Annotated in this window: 22 protein-coding genes; 13 read left to right on the top strand and 9 right to left on the bottom strand. The window is 69.6% G+C overall.

Annotated elements, in window-relative coordinates:
* Positions 1 to 67: 67 nt before the first annotated feature.
* The 4 genes from QZ749_RS18335 to QZ749_RS18320 are packed head-to-tail and all read right to left on the bottom strand — an operon-like array spanning position 68 to position 2,916.
* Positions 68 to 379 (bottom strand): BolA family transcriptional regulator, encoded by a 312-nt coding sequence (locus QZ749_RS18335; RefSeq protein WP_296949667.1) that lies wholly within the window; start codon positions 377 to 379, stop codon positions 68 to 70.
* A gap of 8 nt (positions 380 to 387) precedes the next feature.
* Positions 388 to 1,020, bottom strand: coding sequence for a septation protein A (locus tag QZ749_RS18330; RefSeq protein ID WP_296949665.1), 633 nt, complete (start codon positions 1,018 to 1,020; stop codon positions 388 to 390).
* A 10-nt stretch (positions 1,021 to 1,030) separates the two neighbouring features.
* A complete protein-coding gene (msrB, locus tag QZ749_RS18325; RefSeq protein WP_296949664.1) occupies positions 1,031 to 1,426 on the bottom strand; it encodes a peptide-methionine (R)-S-oxide reductase MsrB in 396 nt (131 codons plus the stop codon).
* A gap of 26 nt (positions 1,427 to 1,452) precedes the next feature.
* Positions 1,453 to 2,916, bottom strand: a complete 1,464-nt coding sequence (locus QZ749_RS18320; RefSeq protein ID WP_296949730.1) for a YdiU family protein — start codon at positions 2,914 to 2,916, stop codon at positions 1,453 to 1,455.
* Positions 2,917 to 3,156: 240 nt separating this feature from the next.
* On the opposite strand from QZ749_RS18320, the gene QZ749_RS18315 reads away from it, so the two are divergent.
* From QZ749_RS18315 to QZ749_RS18305, 3 genes are all read left to right on the top strand, one after another.
* Positions 3,157 to 4,821, top strand: a complete 1,665-nt coding sequence (locus QZ749_RS18315) for a 3-(methylthio)propionyl-CoA ligase (RefSeq protein WP_296949662.1) — start codon at positions 3,157 to 3,159, stop codon at positions 4,819 to 4,821.
* A 77-nt stretch (positions 4,822 to 4,898) separates the two neighbouring features.
* Positions 4,899 to 6,986, top strand: coding sequence for a 3-hydroxyacyl-CoA dehydrogenase NAD-binding domain-containing protein (locus QZ749_RS18310; protein WP_296949660.1), 2,088 nt, complete (start codon positions 4,899 to 4,901; stop codon positions 6,984 to 6,986).
* Between the two features lie 55 nt (positions 6,987 to 7,041).
* Positions 7,042 to 8,265, top strand: coding sequence for an MFS transporter (locus QZ749_RS18305; protein WP_296949658.1), 1,224 nt, complete (start codon positions 7,042 to 7,044; stop codon positions 8,263 to 8,265).
* A gap of 142 nt (positions 8,266 to 8,407) precedes the next feature.
* Here QZ749_RS18305 and QZ749_RS18300 read toward each other — a convergent pair whose 3' ends face one another.
* Together QZ749_RS18300 and xerC are read right to left on the bottom strand one after the other, a co-directional pair.
* Positions 8,408 to 10,111: an MFS transporter gene (locus QZ749_RS18300; RefSeq protein WP_296949656.1), complete on the bottom strand. Its 1,704-nt coding sequence runs from the start codon at positions 10,109 to 10,111 to the stop codon at positions 8,408 to 8,410.
* Positions 10,112 to 10,514: 403 nt separating this feature from the next.
* Positions 10,515 to 11,546 carry a tyrosine recombinase XerC gene (gene xerC, locus QZ749_RS18295; protein WP_296949654.1) on the bottom strand — a complete coding sequence of 344 codons (1,032 nt, stop codon included), beginning with the start codon at positions 11,544 to 11,546 and terminating at the stop codon, positions 10,515 to 10,517.
* 271 nt (positions 11,547 to 11,817) lie between these two features.
* On the opposite strand from xerC, the gene QZ749_RS18290 reads away from it, so the two are divergent.
* Together QZ749_RS18290 and QZ749_RS18285 are read left to right on the top strand one after the other, a co-directional pair.
* Positions 11,818 to 12,120: a Dabb family protein gene (locus QZ749_RS18290; RefSeq protein ID WP_296949652.1), complete on the top strand. Its 303-nt coding sequence runs from the start codon at positions 11,818 to 11,820 to the stop codon at positions 12,118 to 12,120.
* Between the two features lie 37 nt (positions 12,121 to 12,157).
* Entirely contained in the window at positions 12,158 to 13,021 is an 864-nt protein-coding gene (locus QZ749_RS18285; RefSeq protein WP_296949650.1) for an SDR family NAD(P)-dependent oxidoreductase, read from the top strand.
* A gap of 23 nt (positions 13,022 to 13,044) precedes the next feature.
* Here QZ749_RS18285 and QZ749_RS18280 read toward each other — a convergent pair whose 3' ends face one another.
* Genes QZ749_RS18280 through QZ749_RS18270 form a run of 3 tightly spaced genes read right to left on the bottom strand, consistent with a single transcriptional unit; the run spans position 13,045 to position 15,228 of the window.
* Entirely contained in the window at positions 13,045 to 13,818 is a 774-nt protein-coding gene (locus tag QZ749_RS18280) for an NRDE family protein (protein ID WP_296949648.1), read from the bottom strand.
* Positions 13,809 to 14,126 (bottom strand): DUF4936 family protein, encoded by a 318-nt coding sequence (locus QZ749_RS18275; RefSeq protein ID WP_296949646.1) that lies wholly within the window; start codon positions 14,124 to 14,126, stop codon positions 13,809 to 13,811. Before QZ749_RS18275 ends, QZ749_RS18280 begins: the two co-directional genes overlap by 10 nt.
* Positions 14,127 to 14,148: 22 nt before the next feature.
* Entirely contained in the window at positions 14,149 to 15,228 is a 1,080-nt protein-coding gene (locus QZ749_RS18270; protein ID WP_296949644.1) for a folate-binding protein YgfZ, read from the bottom strand.
* Between the two features lie 121 nt (positions 15,229 to 15,349).
* Between QZ749_RS18270 and mltG the strand changes: the two genes are divergently transcribed.
* The 8 genes from mltG to QZ749_RS18230 all read left to right on the top strand — a co-directional run bounded on the left by mltG (position 15,350) and on the right by QZ749_RS18230 (position 21,662).
* Positions 15,350 to 16,381, top strand: a complete 1,032-nt coding sequence (gene mltG / locus QZ749_RS18265) for an endolytic transglycosylase MltG (RefSeq protein ID WP_296949642.1) — start codon at positions 15,350 to 15,352, stop codon at positions 16,379 to 16,381.
* Positions 16,378 to 16,995, top strand: coding sequence for a dTMP kinase (gene tmk / locus QZ749_RS18260; RefSeq protein ID WP_296949640.1), 618 nt, complete (start codon positions 16,378 to 16,380; stop codon positions 16,993 to 16,995). The genes mltG and tmk overlap by 4 nt, the downstream gene beginning before the upstream one ends.
* Positions 16,986 to 18,017 carry a DNA polymerase III subunit delta' gene (locus QZ749_RS18255; protein ID WP_296949639.1) on the top strand — a complete coding sequence of 344 codons (1,032 nt, stop codon included), beginning with the start codon at positions 16,986 to 16,988 and terminating at the stop codon, positions 18,015 to 18,017. The genes tmk and QZ749_RS18255 overlap by 10 nt, the downstream gene beginning before the upstream one ends.
* A gap of 130 nt (positions 18,018 to 18,147) precedes the next feature.
* Positions 18,148 to 18,525 carry a PilZ domain-containing protein gene (locus QZ749_RS18250; RefSeq protein WP_296949637.1) on the top strand — a complete coding sequence of 126 codons (378 nt, stop codon included), beginning with the start codon at positions 18,148 to 18,150 and terminating at the stop codon, positions 18,523 to 18,525.
* A gap of 50 nt (positions 18,526 to 18,575) precedes the next feature.
* The gene (locus tag QZ749_RS18245; protein WP_296949634.1) at positions 18,576 to 19,094 is read left to right on the top strand and encodes a GNAT family N-acetyltransferase; all 519 of its coding nucleotides are present in this window, start codon (positions 18,576 to 18,578) and stop codon (positions 19,092 to 19,094) included.
* A gap of 60 nt (positions 19,095 to 19,154) precedes the next feature.
* A complete protein-coding gene (locus QZ749_RS18240; RefSeq protein WP_296949632.1) occupies positions 19,155 to 19,937 on the top strand; it encodes a TatD family hydrolase in 783 nt (260 codons plus the stop codon).
* 1 nt (position 19,938) lies between these two features.
* Complete coding sequence (locus QZ749_RS18235; RefSeq protein WP_296949631.1) at positions 19,939 to 20,592, top strand: ankyrin repeat domain-containing protein; 654 nt, start codon at positions 19,939 to 19,941, stop codon at positions 20,590 to 20,592.
* Positions 20,593 to 20,735: 143 nt separating this feature from the next.
* Positions 20,736 to 21,662, top strand: a complete 927-nt coding sequence (locus QZ749_RS18230; protein WP_296949629.1) for a methyltransferase domain-containing protein — start codon at positions 20,736 to 20,738, stop codon at positions 21,660 to 21,662.
* Positions 21,663 to 21,668 lie beyond the last annotated feature (6 nt).

The following is a 21,668-nucleotide window of genomic DNA, read 5'->3' as shown; positions in this document are numbered from 1 at the left end:
ATTCTTGTAGTACGCAGCGATTCTGGACCAGTTCGGGACGCGATTCCTTAAGCCTTGCTGAAAACCATCAAGCCGACGCTTCCGACGGGGCGATGGCGGTGATCGCCAGCGCGTGGATGTCGGTATGCATCATGGCTTGCACGGCATCATACACCAGGCGATGGCGCATGACGAGCCTCTGGCCCTCGAAGCGTTCGGAGACGATTCGCACGCTGTAATGGCCCCCGCCGGAGGCCGCGCCGGCATGGCCGGCGTGCAGGTGCGAGTCGTCGCCGACCTCGAGGAGGGTGGGGGCCAGCGCGCCCTGCAGGGCCTGGCGGATGCGTTCGACGCGGGTGTCGCGCGGGTCGTTCATGGTGCCGTTCGTGGTGGGGTTCATGGTGGCGCTCAAGCGTCTTCCTCCTGCATGTGTTTCGACAGCATCATGGCCTGCACGAGGAAGAACACGAAGAAGATGCCGGTGATGCCGAAGACCTTGAAGTTGACCCAGGCGCTGGTGTCGCCCTTGAACACGACGAAGGCCATGACCAGGTTCAACACGCCGATGACGGCGAAGAACGCCATCCAGGCGATGCCCACGCGTGCCCAGACCGCGTCGGGCAGGCGGATCTGCTTTTCCATCAGCTTGCGCATCAGGTTCTGGCGGAAGCCGAACTGCGCGATCACCAGCGCCGCCGCGAAGGCCCAGTACAGGATGGTGGGCTTCCACTTGATGAAGTTCTCGTCGTGGAAATAGATCGTGGCGCCGCCCATCACGACGATGACGCCCAGCGACAGCCACAGCGCGCCGTCGATCGGGCGCTTGCGCGCGCGCAGGTACAGGATCTGCAGCACGGTGGCGACGATGGCGACCGCCGTCGCCAGCATGATCGGCGACTGCGCGGGCGCCAGCTGGCCGCCGGAGATGATGCCGCCCATATATTGCATGGCGAGCGCGTGCGCGGCCTCCTGGTTGCCGTTGCCGATCTTGTAGACGGCGAAGAACAGTATGACCGGGAACAGGTCGAACAACAGTTTCATGAAACGCCCCTCAGACCGGTTCGAAGCGCAGCGCGGCCGAGTTGATGCAGTAGCGCAGGCCGGTCGGCGGCGGGCCGTCCGGGAACACGTGGCCCAGGTGGGCGTCGCAGACGGCGCAGATGATCTCGGTGCGCACCATGCCGTGGCTGCGGTCCACCTTCTCGATCACGTTGTCCGGGTCGAGCGCGCGGAAGTAGCTGGGCCAGCCGCAGCCGGAGTCGAACTTGGCGTCCGACTCGAACAGCGGGGTGTCGCAGCACACGCAGTGGTAGATGCCGTGCTCGTGGTGGTCCCAGAACTTGCCGGTGAACGCGCGCTCGGTGGCCGCGTGGCGGGTCACCTGGTATTCCATCGGGTCGAGCTGGGCGCGCCATTCGGCGTCGGTCTTCGTCACTTTGTCGGTCATGGTGTCTCGTTTGCCTCGTTGATTGATCAGGAAGAGCAGCTCACCTCGAGGTGGGATGCCCAGTCCGGCGGCAGGGCCGCATAGGATGCGTGCTCCGGCTGTTCGTCGAACGGCTTCTCGAGCACGGCCAGCAGGCGCTGCACTTCCGCGAAATCGCCCTGCTGCGCCCGTTCGATCGCCACCTGCGCCAGGTAGTTGCGCAGGATGTATTTGGGGTTGACCTTGTGCATGGCAAGGCGGCGTTCGTCGTCGCCCGCCGCCTCCCGGGCCAGGCGCGCACGGTAGCGCACGGCCCAGGCGTCGAAGGCGGCGCGGTCGAGGAACAGGTCGCGCAGCGGCGCGTCGGCCGCTGCGCGCGCATGGTCCGGCACGTCGCGCCGCAGCTCGCCCAGGCGGCGGAAGAACAGCGTGAAGTCGACGCGGTTCCGCTGCATCAGGCCGAACATGTCGTCGAACAGCGCGCGGTCGCCCTCCTGGGCGCTCGCCAGTCCCAGCTTGGCGTGCAGCAGGGCGTCGAAGGTGTCGCCGTAGGCGTCGACGTAGACCCCGAGCGCGTCTTCCGCGGCGTCGGTGTCGCGGATCAGCGGCAGCAGGGCGTTCGCCAGCGCATAGCAGTTCCAGTGGCCGACCGGCACCTGGTTGCCGTAGGAATAGCGGCCGCCCTGGTCGGTGTGGTTGCAGATGTGGTCGACGTCGAACGCTTCCATGAAGCCGAACGGCCCGTAGTCGAGCGTCAGCCCCAGGATCGACATATTGTCGGTATTCATCACGCCATGCATGAAGCCGACCGCCTGCCAGTGCGCGATCAGCCGCGCCGTGCGCACCGTGACCTCGCGCAGCAGCGCGAGATAGGGCGCTTCGGCGTCGGCCAGTTCCGGATAAAACTGGTCGATGACGTAGTCGGCGAGGATCTTCAGTTCTTCGGGCTTGTTGCGGTAGTGCCAGTGTTCGAAGGAACCGAAGCGCACGAAGCTCGGGGCCATGCGGGTGACGACGGCGGCGGTCTCGACGTTCTCGCGCATCACGCGCTGGGGCGAACCGGTCACCATCAGCGCGCGCGTCGTCGGGATGCCCAGCGCGGCCATCCCCTCCGAGCACAGGAATTCGCGGATCGACGAGCGCAGCACGGCGCGGCCGTCGCCCATGCGCGAATACGGCGTCATGCCGGCGCCCTTCAGTTGCAGCTCCATCGGCCCGGCCGCCGTGCGGATCTCGCCCAGCAGGATGGCGCGGCCGTCGCCCAGCTGGCCGGCCCAGTTGCCGAACTGGTGGCCCGAGTACACCGCCGCGAGCGGCCGCGCGCGCGCGGGGACCTGGTTGCCGGTGAAGGCGGCGACGAAGTCGGGACGGGCCAGGTCGGCCAGTTCCAGCCCGATCAGCGCCGCCGCGCTGGCGCTGCCCGCGACGAAGTACGGCGCGGGCATGGGCGTCGGGCGCAGGTGCGTGTAGAAGGCGGGCGGCAATCCGGCGAAGGAGTTGTCGAACGGCAGGTCGTCGGCAGCGGTGATGGTCGTTCCAGTCGTGGTGGTTGCAAGAATGTCGGGATTCTACCCCAGCTGCGCGGATTCTATGGCGCCGCCCGCGTGCGTTCCCATGCGCGTTACATTCGGTAACCTTTGCGTCCCGCGCGACGCGCGGTGGTGCATCGCAGCATCGAATGTCGTTGACGCCGTCGCCCGGGGCGGCCGACACTGGGCCGTTCGCCCTTGCCGGCGCCGCCAGGAGTCACGATGCAGACCTATCCGCACAGCCCGCTCGCGGGGCAGATGATGGACCAGCCGCTGGCGATCTCCAGCATCCTGCAGTTCGCCGCGCGCCACTACGGTGCCACCGAGATCGTGTCGCGCCCCGTCGAACCCGGCCTGCAGGACACGCTGCACCGCTACACCTGGCGCGACTGCGAGCGGCGCGCGCGCCGGATGGCGCGGGCGCTGGCCGGGCGCGGCGTCGCGATGGGCGAGCGGGTCGGCACGCTGGCGTGGAACGGCTACCGCCACCTGGAACTGTATTACGCCGTGTCCGGCTCGGGTGCCGTCCTGCACACGATCAACCCGCGCCTGCACCCGGAGCAGATCGCCTACATCGTGAACCATGCGCAGGACCGCATCCTGTGCTTCGACATCACCTTCCTGGCGCTGGTGGAGGCGATCGCGCCGCACTGCCCGGAGGTGAGGGCCTTCGTGCTCATGACCGACCGCGCCCACATGCCGGACGGCGCGGCGATCCCCAACCTGCTGTGCTACGAAGACCTGCTCGACGGCGCCACCGGGGAGGACGCCTGGCCGGTATTCGACGAGAACGCCGCCGCCGCGCTGTGCTACACGTCCGGCACCACCGGCAACCCGAAGGGCGTGCTGTACTCGCACCGCTCGACCGTGCTGCATGCCTACGCCTCGGCGCTGCCGAACGTGCTGAACGTCGGCGCGCTCGACACGGTGTTGCCGGTGGTGCCGATGTTCCACGTGAACGCCTGGGGCCTGCCGTACTCGGCGCCGCTGACCGGGGCGCGCCTGGTGCTGCCGGGGGCGGCGCTGGACGGCAAGTCGCTGTACGACCTGTTCGAGGCCGAGGGCGTGACCTTCTCGGCCGGCGTGCCCACGGTCTGGCGCGGCCTGGTCGACTACGTGGTGGAACGCGGACTGCGCTTTTCCACGTTCCGGCGCACCGTGATCGGCGGCGCCGCCTGTCCGCCGGCGCTGATGGACACGCTGATCGATACCCTCGGCGTGCAGGTGATCCACGGCTGGGGCATGACCGAGATGTCCCCGCTGGGCACCACCGGCGGCCTGCTGGCGCGCCACCGTACCCTGCCGGCCGCCGAGCAGCGCGCGCTGCTGCGCAAGCAGGGCCACGCGATCTTCGGCGTCGACATGAAGATCGTCGACGACGTCGGCGCCGAACTGCCCTGGGACGGGCGCACGGCCGGGCACCTGCTGGTCAGGGGGCCGTGGATCGCCGCGCGCTACTTTCGCGACGAGGGCGGCGACATCCTGCAGGACGGCTGGTTCCCGACCGGGGACGTGGCGACCATCGACGCCGACGGCTTCATGCAGGTGACCGACCGCAGCAAGGACGTCATCAAGTCCGGCGGCGAGTGGATCGGCTCGATCGACCTGGAAAACATCGCCATGGCGCATCCCGCCGTGCTGCAGGCCGCCTGCATCGGCGTGTCCCACCCGAAGTGGGACGAGCGCCCGCTGCTGCTGGTGCAGCGGCGCCCCGGCATGGCGCTGGGACGCGAGGAACTGCTGCGCTTCTTCGAGGGGAAGGTGGCGCGCTTCTGGATGCCGGACGACGTCGTGTTCGTCGAGGCGCTGCCGACCGGGGCGACCGGGAAGATTCAGAAGAACCGCCTGCGCGAGCAGTTCAAGGCGCATCGCTTGCCGGCTGCGTGACGCGGGAACGACGCGGTCGTTCGCTGGTCGGTTATAGTTGCCGCTGCCGTCAACAACACCGACAACGAAGGAGACCCATGAGCGCCGACTACCACGTCCAGGACCGCGTCGCCGTCATCACGCTGAACAACCCGCCGGTCAACGGCCTCGGCCTCGCGACCCGCAGCGCCGCGGTCGATGGCCTGCGCCGCGCCGCCGCCGACGACGGTGTCGTCGCCATCGTCATCACCGGCGCCGGCAAGGCGTTCTCGGGCGGCGCCGACATCCGCGAATTCAATTCGCCCAAGGCGCTCGCCGAACCGACGCTGCACACCCTGATCCGCGCCGTGGAAGCGTCGCCCAAGCCCGTCGTGGCCGCGATCCACGGCGTCTGCATGGGCGGCGGCCTGGAACTGGCGCTGGGGGCGCACTACCGCGTGGCGCTGCCGGGCGCGCAGATCGCGCTGCCGGAAGTCAAGCTGGGCCTGCTGCCGGGCGCCGGCGGCACCCAGCGCCTGCCGCGCGTGCTCGGACTGGAGACGGCGCTGGACATGATCGTCACGGGCAAGCCGGTGCCGTCCGAAAAGCTGGCCGGCACGCCGCTGTTCGACGCGCTGCTGCCGGCCGGCAGCGACCCGGTCGCGGGGGCCGTCGCCTTCGCCGAGGCGGTGGCCGCGCGCCGTCCGCTGCCGCAGGTGCGCGACCTGGCCGTCGCGCATCCCGATCCCGCCGCCTTCCTGGCCGCCGCGCGCGCGCGGGTCGCGCAGGAGGCGGGACCGTTCCCGGCGCCGCCGGCCTGCGTGGAGGCCGTGGCCGCCGCGGTCGAGATGCCGTTCGAGGACGGCCTGAAGTTCGAGCGCGAACGCTTCCTGCACTTGACGACGACGACCGCGTCGAAGGCGCTGCGCCACGCCTTCTTTGCCGAGCGCGCGGCCGCCAAGGTCCCCGGCCTGCCGGCAGATACGCCGGTGCGCCCGGTGGCGGCGGCGGCCGTCGTCGGCGCCGGCACGATGGGCGCCGGCATCGCGACGGCCTTCGCCGACGCCGGCATCCCGGTCACGCTGGTGGAGACGGCGCAGGCGGCCCTCGACAAGGGCCTGGCGACCGTCCGCAGGAACTACGAGGGCGCGCTCGCCAGGGGCCGCATCACGGCGGCGCAGCTGGAGCAGCGCCTGGCGCTGGTCGGCGGCACGCTGGACCTGGCCGCCATCGCCCACGCCGACCTCGTCGTCGAGGCGGTGTTCGAGGACATGGAGGTGAAGGCGTCGGTGTTCCGCCGGCTCGATGCCGTGATGAAGCCGGGCGCGATCCTGGCGTCGAACACGTCGACGCTGGACCTGGACCGCATCGCCGCGTGCACCGCGCGGCCGCAGGACGTGATCGGCCTGCATTTCTTCAGCCCCGCCAACGTGATGAAGCTGCTGGAGATCGTGCGCGGCGCGGCGACCGCGCCGGACGTGCTGGCGACGGCGCTGGCGCTGGCGAAAAAGCTCAGGAAGACGGGCGTGGTGGCCGGCGTGTGCGACGGCTTCATCGGCAACCGCATGATCGAGCAGTACCTGCGCCAGGCCGGCTTCCTGCTCGACGAGGGCGCGCTGCCGGCCCAGGTGGACCGCGCCATCGAGGCGTTCGGGTTCGCGATGGGGCCGTTCCGCATGGCCGACCTGGCCGGTAACGACATCGGCTGGGCGATCCGCAAGCGCCGCGCCGCCCAGCAGCCCGGCATGGCGTATTCGCGCACGGCGGACCTGTTGTGCGAGCTGGGCCGCTTCGGCCAGAAGACCGGCGCCGGCTGGTACGACTACCGCGCGGGCGAGCGTACGCCGCAGCCGTCCGCCCTGGTCGACGAGATGGTGGTGCGCCATTCGGCCGACCTGGGCATCGCGCGGCGCGCGATCGCGGACGAGGAGATCGTCGAGCGGCTCGTGTACGCGCTGGTGAACGAGGGCGCCCGGATCCTGGAGGAGGGGATCGCGCTGCGGGCGTCGGACATCGACATGGTGTACCTGGCCGGCTACGGGTTCCCGCTGGTTCGTGGCGGGCCGATGTTCCACGCCGACACCGTGGGCCTGCCGGCCGTGCTGGCGGCGATCGAGCGCTTCGCGAGCGGCTACCATGGCGAGGCGTGGCGGCCGGCGCCGCTGCTGGCGCTGCTCGCGGCGCAGGGCAAGCGGTTCGACGCTTGATGCGCATCGCCGTGGGCCGGGCAGCGCTGCCCACCCTGAGCCCCTAAAACTTGTCATGTCGAACGCCAAGAACGCCCTGCTGATCGCGACCGCCTGCCTGCTCGGACTCCTGTCCACCACCGGCGCGTCGCTGCCTTATCCGATCCTGCCGCCGCTGTTCGTGCAGGGCGCGCCGGACGGCCTGACCAGGTTCATGGGGCTGCCGCCCAAGCTGCTGTTCGCCGTGGCGCTGATGGTCAATCCCGTCGGCCTGCTGCTCGGCACCGCGGTGCTCGGGTCGCTGTCGGACCGCTACGGGCGCCGCCCGCTGCTGCTGCTGACGGCGGCCGGCGCCGCGCTCGGCCACGTGCTGTCGGCCTGGGCGCTGACGAGCCGGTCGTATCCGCTGTTCCTGCTGGCGCGCTTCGGCACCGGGCTGCTCGAGGGCCAGAGCGCCATCGTGCGCGCGATGCTGGCCGAGCGCCTGCAGGGCCCGATCCGCAACCACGCGATGTCCTGGCTGAACGGCGCGCTGCACCTGGGCTGGCTGGTCGGTCCGCTGCTGGCCGGCTTCACGGTCGCCTTCGGGGTCGGCGTGCCGTTCTACATCGCGGCCGGCGCGCTGCTGCTGGGCGCCGCGCTGGTGTGGATCGCGCTGGAACGCCAGCCGCGCACGGCGGGGCCGTCGTGGTGGCACGTGGCGCGCGAGCGCCACGCCTTCAACCTGCTGCGCCACGACGGCCTGCGCGCGCTGTTCGGCGTGCAGCTGGCGTACACCTGCGGCGTCACGGCGTTCTACGAGTTCTATCCGCTGTGGCTGGTGGAGATCGGCCGCTACGACACGCGCGCCATCGCCCTGGTCAACGTCGGCATGTGCGGCCTGATGACCTTCGCCGCGCTGTTCGCCGGCCGCGGCAGCCGGATCGCGCCGATGCGGCGCGCGGCCTGGCTGGCCTGCGCGGTGGCGCTGGCCATCGGCTCGCTGGGCGTGGGCAAGTTGTGGATCGGCCTGGTGGGCATCATGGCCTTCAGCCTGCCGCACGCCTTCTACAACGCGGTCGTGCAGACCTGGGCGGCGGACCGGTTCGGCGGCCACGGCCAGGGCGCGGTGATGGGACTGCTGTCGACGACGTTCTGCCTGGCGAACATCCTGATGGCGGCGGCCGGCGCGGTGCTGACGCTCATCGATACGCGGCTGGTGCTGGTGGTCGGGGCGCTGCTGACCGCGTGGGCGGCCTGGCGGATGCGGGCCTGGGGCGCCGCGGAGGGGCCGGTCGGGGTGGTGCGGGAAGTCGAGTGAGCGGCGGGCGGCGGGCGGTGGGCAGCGGGTCGCGGGTCGCGGGCAGGGGCGGCGGCTGGTGCGCGGCTGCGGCGACCGCCGGGTCGGAGTCCGCGAACGGCAAGCGGGCTCCGACCCCTGCGCGCCAGGCCGGCGCGCGCCGTCAATCCGCCGCGTAGATATCGTTGTCCTTGGTCTCGCGCACGAACAGCGTGCCGATCACCACGGTCGCCAGCGCGATCACGATCGGATACCACAGGCCGTAGTAGATGTCGCCGTTGGCCGCCACCAGCGCGAACGAGGTGGTCGGCAGCAGGCCGCCGAACCAGCCGTTGCCGATGTGGTAGGGCAGGGACATCGAGGTGTAGCGGATGCGGGTCGGGAACATCTCGACCAGCATCGCCGCCACCGGGCCGTAGACCATGGTCACGAACAGCACCAGCACGAACAGCAGCAGCACCAGCATCGGCTTGTTGATCTGGGCCGTGTCGGCCTTGGCCGGGTAGCCGGCGTCCTTCAGCGCGGCGCCCAGGTCTTTCTTGAGCGCGGCCTCGCGGTCCTTGCTGGCCTTGTCGAAGTTCAGGCCGTCCGGCGTCATGGTCGCGTTGAACGACGGGTAGACCTTGTCGCCGACCTTGATGCTGGCGACGGTGCCGGCGGGCGCGTCCTGGCGCGTGTAGCTGACCGAGGCCGCCGTCAGCTGGCTGGTGGCGATGTCGCAGGACGACGGGAATTTCTTGGTGCCGGTGGCGTTGAACTGGAAGTGGCAGGAGGCCGGATCGGCGACCACGACGACCGGCGAGTTGGCGATGGCGGCTTCCAGGGCCGGGTTGCCGTAGTGGGTGATGCCCTTGAAGATCGGCATGTAGCTCAGCGCCGCGACCAGGCAGCCGCCCAGGATGATGTACTTGCGGCCGATCCGGTCCGACAGCGCGCCGAAGACGATGAAGAAGGGCGTGGCCAGGGCCAGCGCGACCGCCAGCAGGATGTTGGCGGTGGCGTTGTCGATCTTCAGCGTCTGCGTGAGGAAGAACAGCGCGTAGAACTGGCCCGTGTACCAGACGACGGCCTGGCCCATCACGATGCCGACCAGGGCCAGCAGGGCGATCTTGCCGTTCTTCCAGGTCAGGAAGGCTTCCGACAGCGGCGCCTTCGAGGTCTTGCCCTCGGCCTTCATCTTGGCGAAGGCGGGCGACTCGTTCATCGACATGCGGATCCACACCGAGATGGCCAGCAGCAGCACGGAGACGAGGAACGGGATGCGCCAGCCCCAGGCGTCGAAGGATTCGGTATCCATCGAGCTGCGCACGCCCAGGATGACCAGCAGCGACAGGAACAGGCCCAGCGTGGCGGTGGTCTGGATCCAGGAGGTGAAGAAGCCGCGCTTGCCGTCCGGCGCGTGCTCGGCCACGTAGGTGGCGGCGCCGCCGTACTCGCCGCCCAGGGCCAGGCCCTGCAGGATGCGCAGCGTGACGAGGATGATCGGCGCGGCGATGCCGATCGACGCGTAGCCGGGCAGCAGGCCGACGACGAAGGTCGAGCCGCCCATGATCAGGATGGTGACGAGGAAGGTGTACTTGCGGCCGATCATGTCGCCCAGCCGCCCAAACACCAGCGCGCCGAACGGCCGCACGATGAAGCCGGCGGCGAACGCGAGCAGGGCGAAGATGAAGGAGGTGGTCGGATCGCCGATGAAGAATTGCTTGGCGATCACGGCTGCCAGCGAGCCGTACAGGTAGAAGTCATACCATTCAAAGACGGTGCCTAGCGACGAGGCGAAGATGACCTTGCGCTCTTCCTTCGTCATTCCAGCGCTGGACGGCACCGATTTGCCGCCGCCCGCTGCCATGCCGGGTGTGATAGCCATTGTAGTCTCCGTGGATGTGGTTATATTTCTTCCGAATAGCCGATATTGACACCGGCTATGACAGGGACTCTGCACCGCCAACCTTACGCGATGCTTGCGCCAAGCTGACACGAAACTGACAACCATGCGGATGAGCCAACACGCATCCGCAGCGCATGAACCCAAGCGCCAAACCACTCACTTCTGCGCCACCTCAAACCGGGGTCAGAGCCCGAATTCTCGACTTCCCGCCATCCGCCGACCGCCCAGCGCCTTGCGCCGGCCACGTCGCTTTGACGTCGATCAAACCGGGGTCTGACCCCGAATTCTCGACTTCCCGCCATCCACCGACCGCCCCGCGCCTCGCGCCGGCCACGTCGCTTTGACGCCGATCAAACCGGGGTCTGACCCCGAATTCTAGAGTTCACGGTGTCTCGGGGGGCGGCGCCTGTGGGGCGTCGCCGGCGTCTTCCTGTGCCGGGCGGACGCGCGCGTGCCGGTAGGCTTCGGTCGAGCGCTCCAGCGCCAGGCCCAGCGCCGTCGTCAGCGCGTCCTGGGGCGTGCCTTGCTGTAGTTGCTGGAAGGCGAAGGTGTTGCGCAGCGTGCGTCCGCCGGCGTGCGCGGCGGGGATGCCGGCGCGCTGGAAGGTGGCGCGCACCTGGCGGTAGACGGTGGCCTTGTGCAGCGGCTCGCCGTCCATGTTGGCGGGGAAAGCCAGGCTGCCGGGGATGCCGAGGTCGGCGCGCTCCTTCAGCCAGTCGAACAGTTCGGCGACGCCGAGCGCGGGCAGCACCACGCTGTGCTCGTAGCTGGTGCGGTGCTTGGCCTCGGGCGTGATCGACAGTTCGATGGCACCGTCGACGTCGGCCTGGCGCCCGACCTCGTCGACCAGCAGCCCGATCGCCTCCGCCACGCGCAGCCCGGACAGCGCCATCACCACCTGCATCGCGCGGTCGCGCCGGCGCTTCCAGTTGGCGCCGGAAGCGCGCTCCTCGGCGCGCGCGGCGGGCAGGGCGGCCAGGAAGCGCTGCAACTGCCCGGCATCCAGGGCCGTCATCGGCGCGTCCTGCGTCATCAGGTCGCGATCGGAGGCGACGATGGCCTGGCGCGCCGGATTCGGATCGCGCCCCAGGTAGGCGAACACGCGTTCGAGCAGGCGCAGGTAGCGGTAGGCGATCTTGCTGTTCAGGTCGCGCTTGCCGCGGGTCGACAGCAGGACGAAGGCCTTCAAGTCGGACGAGGACACCGTCGACATGCGCAGGCCGCGCTCCAGCATCCAGGCGGCGAACTTGCCGAACATGAAACGGTAGACGGCGGCGGATTCCGGCGAGATCGGCAGGGAGACGGCGCCGCGCTGGCGGCTCGACGTCTCCACGAAGGCGGCGGTGACGACGAAGTCGGCGAATTCCTCGGCGGGGCGGGCGTCCCAGGCGGACAGCGAAGGCGGTGTGGTCATGGCGGCGTGACGAGGTCGGATCGAGGCATCATCTTGCAACTAACCGACGACAACCGTCAAGCGTGCGCGGGAACGTAATCGAGCGGATGACACGACGCGCGGATCACGGAATAATTATGCAACTAACCGACAAAAAAGACCAACCAACCCGACCCCAGCCACCAGGCGCACGGGTCGCCCCGCACCGACCGCACGCGCGATTCCTCGCTCTTATAATAGGCTAAGGCAGTACACTGCCGTCATTCCCATCCAGCACAACACAAGGAACACCATGCTCAAGCACATCGTCATGTGGAAACTGAAGGATCACGCCGAAGGCGCCGACCGGGCCGCCAATGCCGCCGAGATGAAACGCCGCCTCGATGCATGCAAGGGCATCGTCCCGGGCATGCATGCCTTCGAAGTCGTGATCGCCCAGCCGGGCCTGGAAGCCACCTACGACGTCGTGCTGTATTCGGAATTCGACGACAGGGCGGCGCTCGACGCCTATGCCCAGCATCCGGCGCACAAGGCGCTGGTGCCGTTCATCGGCGCGATCCGCGAGGCGCGCCAGTGCATGGACTACGAGATCTGACACGGCCGGCCGCGCACGCCGGGGCAGGGAGGACACGATGAAGCATTTCGAGGGACGGATCGCCGTCATCACCGGCGCGGCCGACGGCCTGGGGCGCGAACTGGCGAATGTCGCCGCATCGCTGGGCATGAAGCTGGTGCTGGGCGACATCGACGGCGACGCGCTGGAGCGCGCCACGGCGGACCTGCAGGCGGGCGGCGCCGAGGTGCTGTCGATGGTCTGCGACGTGCGCAAGTGCGCCCACGTGGAGGAACTGGCGGATGCCGCCATGATCCGGTTCGGCGCGGTGCACCTGGTGTTCAACAATGCCGGCGTCGTCGCCGGCGGACTGGTGTGGGAACACACGGAAGCCGACTGGGAATGGGTGCTGGGCGTGAACCTGTGGGGCGCGATCCATGGCGTGCGCCTGTTCACGCCGCTGATGCTGGCCTGCGCCGCGCGCGATCCCGCCTACGAAGGTCACATCGTCAACACGGCATCGACGGCCGGGCTGGCCGTGGCGCCCGCGATGGGCGCGTACAACGTGGCCGAGCGCGGCCTGGTGGCGCTGTCCGAGACGCTGTACCACGACCTGCGCCTGGCCGGCGCGCCGATCGGCGCGTCGGTGCTGCTGCCGGAACGGATGCGGACCGATTTCGCACGCTCCTGGCGCCACCGCCCGCAGGACCTCGACAACGATGGCCCGCCGACCCGCAGCCAGAAGGCGGCGCGGACGCTGCTGGAGCGCGAGCTGGCGCAGGCCGGCCTGCGTCCGACCGAGATGGCGCAGCTGGCCTTCGACGCGATCCGCGCCGGGCGGTTCCACGTGCACGGGACCGCGCCGGCGCCGGCGGGCGCCGACGGCGACGCCGCGCCGCCCGATCCCTACGCGGCGCTGCCCGGGTTTCGCGGAATGTGGTGAACAGACTTGGTGAGCAGGCCCGGTCAGCCCGCCGCGTCCTGCGTGGCCATCGCCCCGTGCGGCTGGAGGATGCGCTCGTGCAGTTCGGGTTCGCCCTGCTCGTAGAGCTTGACGACGGTGGACGTGCGCGTGCCGTAGCCCGGGATCTCGATGCAGACGGCGGACAGCTGCCGTTCCAGGTCGATCGGCACGCCGGTGTGGGGCAGGCGCATGTCCGGCGCGCGCGTGGTGTCGGCCAGCATCTCGAAATAGGCTTCCTCGGGCGCCCCCTGCAGCAGCAGGCTGGCGAAGGCCGCCTTGGTGCGCAGCACCTTCGGCCAGGGCGCGTCCAGCAAGCCGTTCGACACGCCATAGATGCCCGGTGCCAGCGGCTGGCCGTTGCGCGGGTCGTCGCCGGCGCGGTTCGAGAACCAGTACAGGCCGTCGCGGTCGCCCAGGATCAGGTTGAAGCCATTGTAGGCGCCGGCCGTCGGCGCGATGCGCGCCAGGTAGGCCGGGGCGTCCAGCTCGCCCTTGAGGAAGTCGGCGACCAGGGCCCCGCGCGTGGGCGCGTCCGCGCGGAAGTCGCCCGGCGCGCGGATATTCGTCAGCGCCGCGAACTTCGGACCGCGCGGGCCCTCGCGCGTCACGCCCATCCAGCTGCCGCCGCCCTGCAGGTCGCGGCCGGCCACGATGTTCGGCGCGTCCGGCCATGGCGCGGCGGGGGTGGCCGGGCGGTCGTAGAATTCATCCCGGTTGGCGACGACGACCGCCGGGATGCCCGGGATCACGCGCCATGCGAACACGATCAGGCACATGGTATGAGGTCCATAAACACTTCGGCGCGGCGCGGTCCTTCGATCAGGGCCGCGAGATCCGCGCGCGCCGCCGCCGCGTCGAGCGCGGCGGCAAAGTCGTCGTCGACGTCCGGATAGATTTCCATCCAGGTCTGCAGGCCGTCGCGGGTCTCCGGCCGGCGCTTGAGCTGGCAGGCCACGCCGTGGTCGCCGGCCAGCGCCGCCTGCAGCGCGCGCACGCGCGGCGCGAGCGCCGCGGCGGCGCCGGCGCGCACCTTGTAGTAGACGTACAGGTCGTAGCGGCCGGGAAGGCGGGTCGTGTCCGTCATGACGGTTGCCATCGGCCCGCGCTCACGCCGCCGTCCCGCCCGGCGCGTCCGGGGCGTCCAGCGCATACGGCAGCGGCGCGAAACGCAGCAGCGTGCCGCCGGCCGTACCGTGGCGCACCTCGCCGTCGAGCGCGGCCAGCTTGATCTCGACCAGCACGTCGGCCCCGCCGGCGCCGTTCGGCGCGGCGTTGACGACCATGCCGCAGGGCTGGTCCGGGTCGCCGGCCGCGAACACCTCGTCGCCGGGACGCGCGGCGGCGTCGTCCAGCGTGGCCAGGGCCATGCGGCGTTTCAGCTTGCCCAGGTACTGGCTGCGCGCGACGATCTCCTGGCCCGGATAGCAGCCCTTCTTGAAGTTCACGCCGCCGACGAGTTCGTAGTTGACCATCTGCGGCACGAACTGTTCCTGCGTGGGCTGGGTCACCTGGGGGATGCCGGCGTGGATGGCGGCCAGCTGCCAGGCCGCATTGCCGCCCAGGGCCAGCGTGGCGCGCAGGGCGGGCAGGGCGGCGCCGGCCGTCGCGGCCGACGTCAGCCACAGCCAGCGCGGCGCGCCGAACGCGTCGGCCAGGCGGATCACGGTGCCGAAGTCGCCCTCGACGCGCGCGTACGGCGCGGCCGGCAGCGCCTCGATGCCGGCGCCGCGCAGGGCCGCGCCGGCGCGCTCGCCGCCCAGGCCCAGCACGGCCACGCGCTCCGGTTCTCCGGTGGCGTCGCGCAGCTTCGCCTTGGCGCGCAGCACGAACATCGTCAGCCGCTTCTGCAGCGGGGCCTGGATGGCGCGCGGCAGCTGCAGGAAGATGGCTTCGCGGTCGCGCCACATCAGGAAGGTGGCCTGCAGGCGGCCCTTGGGCGTGCAGTAGCCGGCCAGGCGCGCCTCGGCGGTGCCCAGGTGCTCGACGTCGTTGGTCAGCTGGTTGTGCAGGAAGCCGGCGGCATCGTCGCCGGCGACCGCGATCAGGCCGAGGTCGGTGACGGTGGCGACGAAGCCCCCGGCCAGGTCGGCGGCGTCCAGCACGCGGCCGAAATCCTCGATCTCGTCGGCCCGGTCGGGGTGGAAGCGGGCGCCGAGCGGCGCCAGGGAGGCGATCCAGTCATTCATGGTCTACGAATATTTCCGCGAATTTGTTTCCGATTTATGCTTTAACGGCATTATGATTACGGCCTCATTATAGAGTTGTCGACAAAATCGCGCCGGGCACGGTGCAAAACCTCTCCTCCACATGGCACTGATTAAAAAACTCATCGTCACGGGCGCGATCGTGTCAGTCGCGGCCGTCGCCGGTTTCCAGTGGTGGGCCAGCCGGCCCATCACGACGGAAGGCCCGGCGATTCCCTTCGCGATCGCTTCCGGCAGCGGCGTCGGCAGCGCGGCCCAGCAGATGGTGTCGGCGGGCGTTCCCGTCAATCCCTTCCTGTTCGGGATGCTCGCGCGCGTCACCGGCCAGGCCGGCCGCCTCAAGGCCGGCAGCTACGAGCTCGACCCGTCCACCTCGCCGCAGCGCCTGCTGAGCAAGCTGGTGCGCGGCGAGTTCGCCCAGGACTCGCTGACCGTCATCGAAGGCTGGACCTTCCGCCAGATGCGCCAGGTCGTCGACGCTGCGCCCAACCTGAAGCACGACACCGCGAAGCTGTCGGACCAGGAACTGCTGGCCAAGGTCACCAGCGACTACAAGGCGCCCGAGGGCCTGTTCTTTCCGGATACCTATCTGTTCGCCAAGGGCACCAGCGACCTCGATGTGTACAAGCAGGCGCACGAGGCCATGGTCAAGCGGCTCAAGGCCGCCTGGGACAAGCGCGAGACCGGCCTGCCGTACACGGAGCCCTACCAGGCGCTGATCATGGCGTCGCTGATCGAGAAGGAAACCGGCAAGAAGAACGAGCGCGGGATGATCGCCGGCGTGTTCGTGAACCGCCTGCGCACCGGCATGCTGCTGCAGACCGATCCCACCGTCATCTACGGCATGGGCGACAAATACCAGGGCAAGATCCGCAAGAAGGACCTGGAGACCGACACCCCGTACAACACCTACACGCGCGCCGGCCTGCCGCCGACCCCGATCGCGCTGCCCGGCGTGGAATCGCTGGCGGCCGCGCTGGCGCCGGCCAGGACCGAGGCGCTGTACTTCGTCTCGCGCGGCGACGGCACCAGCCACTTCTCGGAAAACCTGGACGAACACAATCGCGCGGTCAACCAGTACCAGCGCGGCGGCAACGGCGCGGCCGGCGGCGCCGCGAACGGGGTGCCGAAATGAGCGCCGCGCGCGGCCGCTTCATCACCTTCGAGGGTATCGACGGCGCCGGCAAGTCGACCCACATCGGCTACGTCACGGCCCTGCTCGAGGGCGCCGGCCTGACCGTGGTGTCGACCCGCGAGCCGGGCGGCACGCCGCTGGGCGAGAAGCTGCGCGACCTGCTGCTGCACGAGCGCATGCACCTCGACACCGAGGCGCTGCTGATGTTCGCCAGCCGCCGCGAGCACCTGGCGCAGGTGATCGAGCCGGCCATCGCGCGCGGCGACTGGGTGCTGTCGGACCGCTTCACCGACGCCAGCTTCGCCTACCAGGGCGGCGGACGCGGCATGGACCGCGCGCGCCTGGACGCGCTGGAGGCATGGGTGCACCCGCACCTGCAGCCCGACCTGACCCTCCTGTTCGACGTGCCGCTGGACGTGGCGCGCGCGCGCCTGGACGCCACCCGCACGCTGGACAAGTTCGAGCAGGAGGAAGCGGACTTCTTCGGGCGCTGCCGCGCCGAATACCTGCGCCGCGCCGCCGCGTGTCCCGGCCGGATCGTGGTGATCGATTCGACCGGGTCGATCGACGACGTCCGCGCCGACCTCCGTGCCGCACTGGAGAAATGGTTGTGAAGATCTATCCTTGGCAGCAGCAGGCGTGGGCGCAACTGCAGCCCATGCGCGCGCGCCTGCCGCACGCCCTCCTGTTCCACGGCCCGGCCGGGATCGGCAAGGCCGATTTCATCGAGGCGTTCGCGCAGTCGCTGCTGTGCGAGAACGTGCGCCCGGACGGGCATGCCTGCGGCGAATGCGCGTCCTGCGGCTGGTTCGCCCAGGGCAACCATCCCGACTACCGGCGCGTGCGCCCCGAGGCGCTCGAGGACGAGGCGCCGGCGGCCGAGGGCGACGAGGCGGGTGGCGACGACAAGAAGGCGAAGTCGAAGACCGCCTCGAAGGACATCAAGATCGAGCAGGTGCGCGCGCTGGCCGATTTCATGAACATCTCGACGCACCGCCAGGGCCTGCGCGTGGTGGTGCTGTATCCGGCCGAGGCGCTGAACATGCCGGCGTCCAACGCGCTGCTCAAGACGCTGGAAGAGCCGCCGCCCGGCACGGTGTTCCTGCTGGCCTCGAACAGCCTGGACCGCCTGCTCCCGACGATCCTGTCGCGCTGCCGCAAGTTCGCGCTGGCCCTGCCGGACCACGCCGCGGCGCTGGCCTGGCTGCAAGAGCAGGGCGTGCAGGATGCCGACGGCTGGCTGCGCGAGCAGGGCGGCGCGCCGCTGGCGGCGCTGGCCCAGGCCGAGACGGGCAGCCGCGAGGAACTCGACGCGCTGCTGCAGGTGCTGGCCCTGCCCGCCGTCGACACGGCGCTGCGCGCGGCCGAGCGGCTCAGCAAGGCGCCGCTGGCGGCGCTGGTCGCCTGGCAGCAACGGTGGCTGTATGATGTGTTTTCGTACAAGCTGTCCGGCACGATCCGGTATTATCCCCGTTACCGGCGCGAGCTGGCGGCGCTGGCCGGGCGCGTGTCGACGGCGGGCCTGATGCGCGCGATCAAGTCGGCCAACGAACGCCGCGCGATCGCCGACCATCCGCTGTCGCCCAAGCTGTTCGTCGAAGACATGCTGCTCGACTATGCGGCCTGCTGCGCTTGACGCCACGCTGCACAAGGATCCGCAGGAAATGCCGTAGGAAGACTGGCAACCGTGCCGGCAACCGAGCCTGCAACGGAGCCCGCAACGACACCCATAACTGCGCCCACAACTGAGCCCGAAAGGAACGCCCATGAATGGCCTGCCCACCGACCCGAACGCCGCCCAGCCGCCGCGCCCGTCCGTGCTGTCGCTCGCCATCAAGGAAAAGGCGGCGCTGTACGCGGCCTACATGCCGTTCCTCAAGAACGGCGGCATGTTCGTTCCGACCAGCAAGCCATACCGCATCGGCGACGAGATCTACCTGATCCTGTCGCTGATGGACGACCCGAACAAGTACCCGATCGCCGGCAAGGTCGCGTGGATCACGCCGGCCGGCGCCAACAACAACAAGGCGCAGGGCATCGGCGTGCACTTCCCGGCCGACGAGACCGGCCAGCGCGCCCGCCAGCGCATCGAGGACATCCTGGGCGCCGCGCTGCGCTCCTCGCGCGCCACGCATACCCTGTAGCCGACGCCGTGACGCGTCACGAAAAACATTCCCACCACCGCCGTTCCACCATGCCGTCCTACGTACACCGCCTTGCCAGCCTCGACGACCTGCCCGCCATCGTCGACATCTACAATTCCACCATCGCCTCGCGCGAGGTCACGGCCGACACCGAGCCGGTCACGGTCGCCTCGCGCGAAGCCTGGTTCCACGACCACGCGCCCGAGCGCCGTCCGCTGTGGGTGATCCACGCCGCCGACGACCGGTCGGCGCAGCCGGAAGTGATCGGCTGGCTGTCCTACTCCAACTTCTACGGCCGCCCGGCCTATGCCGGCACCGCCGAGCTGTCGATCTACATCGCCGAGCGCTGGCGCGGCAAGGGCATCGGCCGTTACTGCCTGGAACAGGCGATGGCGTTCGCGCCGAACGTGAACGTGCATACGCTGCTGGGCTTCATCTTCGGCCACAATGCGCCGAGCCTGGCGCTGTTCCGCAAGTACGGCTTCGATACCTGGGCGCATTTCCCGCGCGTGGCCAACCTCGACGGGGTCGAGCGCGACCTGGTCATCCTGGGCAAGCGGGTGGACTGACGGGCGGGCGTGGCGGGCACCGCGTGCCCACCATGTTCCGGCCTCGCGTACAATGCCGGCATGTACATCGATTCCCACTGCCACATCAATTTCCCCGAGCTGGCCGCGCGCATGCCCGACGTGCTTGCAAAAATGGCCGAGAACAAGGTCACGCATGCGCTGTGCGTGTCGGTCGACCTGCCCGACTTTCCCGGCGTGCTCGCACTGGCCGAGCAGTACCCGCACATCTACGCCTCGGTCGGCGTGCATCCCGACTACGAGGACACGCCCGAGCCCACCGTGGAGCAGCTGGTGCAACTGGCCGACCACCCGAAGGTGGTCGCCATCGGCGAGACCGGCCTGGACTACTTCCGCCTGGAAGGCGACCTCGAATGGCAGCGCGAGCGCTTCCGCACCCACATCCGCGCCTCGCGCGCTACGGGCAAGCCGCTGATCATCCACACGCGGTCGGCCAGCGCCGACACCATCCGCATCATGCGGGAAGAGGGCGCCGGCACCGACCAGGGCGGCGCCGCCGGCGTGATGCACTGCTTCACCGAGTCGCTCGAGGTGGCGCAGGCCGCCATCGAGATGGGCTTCTACATCTCGTTCTCGGGCATCGTCACGTTCAAGAGCGCCAGGGACCTGCAGGCGGTGGCGCGGGCGCTGCCGCTGGAGCGCATCCTGGTCGAGACGGATTCGCCCTACCTGGCGCCGGTGCCCTACCGCGGCAAGATGAACGAGCCGGGCTACGTGGCCCACGTGGCCGAATACATCGCCACGCTCAAGGACATCCCGCTGCGCGAGGTGGCCGAGCGCACCAGCGCGAATTTCTTCGACCTGTTCAAGGCCGCCAGGAGCTGACATGACGACACGCCGCACCTTCCTCGCCACGCTGGCGGCCGCCGGCGCGACCTATGCACTGTCCGGCGTCGCTGCCCTTGCGGTTGCCGACGACGCCGTCGATTTCTTCCGCGCCGTCGAGATGGACGATGCGCGTTCCGTCAAGTCGCTGCTCGGGCGCGGCGTCGATCCGAACGGCACCAGCCGCGCCGGCGAACCGGCGCTGGTGCTGGCCGTGCGCGAAGGGTCGATGCAGGTGCTGGACGTGCTGCTGGCGGCGCCGGGCATCCGCGTCGACGCCCCCGCCATGAACGGCAACACGGCCCTCATGATGGCCGCGTTCAAGGGCAACCGCCCGGCCGTCGACGCCTTGCTGGCCAAGGGCGCAGCCGTGAACCGCGAAGGCTGGACGCCGCTGCACTACGCCGCGGCGGCCGGCGACGTCGGCATCGCCGGGCTGCTCCTGCAGCGCGGGGCGCGCATCGACGCCGTGTCACCCAAGGCCAGCGGCGCCTACACGCCCCTGATGATGGCCGCGCGCGAAGGCCGCGAGGAATGCGCCGTGTTCCTGGCCGGGAAGGGCGCCGACCGGCGCCGCAAGAACGCCGAAGGCCTGGATGCCGCCCGGATCGCCGAGCGGGCCGATCACCGGAGCATTGCCGCGGCGCTGCGTTGAATCGCGTGGTGGGGCGAAGCGGGGAATTGACCCGTAAACCCCCGTTACCTCCACGCATCGTTCTAGCTATTTCCTGTAGATAATTTATCCGTGAACATAACCACGGCGCCGGCGAGATCGCAGGGCACACTACAAGGAATAACATGCTGAACGAACGCGAAATCGAGAGCTGCTACCTCGGCCAATTCATCCCGGTCCACTACCATCACAATATGCTGATGGACGAAAACCGCATGCACAGCTTCAAGGCGGCGATCCACTACGCCGTCAAGCCGGGCGCCAGGGTGCTGGAACTGGGCGGCGGCACCGGCGTGCTGTCGTTCTTCGCGGCGCAGCAGGCGTCCAAGGTCTATTGCGTCGAGTTCAACCCGGACATGGTGCGCGAGGCGCGCAAGTTCCTGGCGCTGAACCGGAACGGCGACCGCGTCGACGTGATCCACGCCGACGCCTTCCAGTACCTGCCGCCGGAACCGGTCGACGTCGTGATCTGCGAGATGATCCACGTCGGCATGCTGCGCGAGAAGCAGGTCGAGATGATCGAGTCGTTCAAGCGCCGCTACCTGGCCCGCTTCGGCGGCCCGCTGCCGGTATTCCTGCCGGAAGCCGTGATCATGGCGGCCCAGCCGCTGCAGCAGGAATACGATTTCGAAGGCTTCCATGCACCGATCGTGCAGTTCCAGCCGACCAACGTGATCCATCCCGGCACGACCGAGCTGGCCGCGCCCGGCGTGTACGCCATCCTCGACTTCAACCAGCCGGTCGGCATGGACATCGCCTGGGAAGGCCGCTTCCTGGTCGAGAAGGGCGGCCGCCTGAACGCGCTGCGCTTCATCACCAAGAACGTGCTGTCGATCGTCGAGGAACGCGGCACCACGATCGACTGGCTGAACCACTACATGGCGCTGCCGCTGGCGCAGCCGCTGGACGTGCAGGCCGGCGACATCGTGCAGGTCTCGTTCGCCTACCGCGCGGGCGGTTCGATCCCGTCGCTGGAAGCGACGATGCGCGCCGAGCTCGTGGCCCGCTTCGAGGACGACGCGCGAGTGCCGGCCGAGACGGCCTGCGCCTGACCCGCC

It is taken from the genome of uncultured Massilia sp. (assembly GCF_913773735.1).
Lineage (GTDB): Bacteria > Pseudomonadota > Gammaproteobacteria > Burkholderiales > Burkholderiaceae_D > Telluria.
This window is presented reverse-complemented; position numbering and strand designations above follow the sequence as displayed.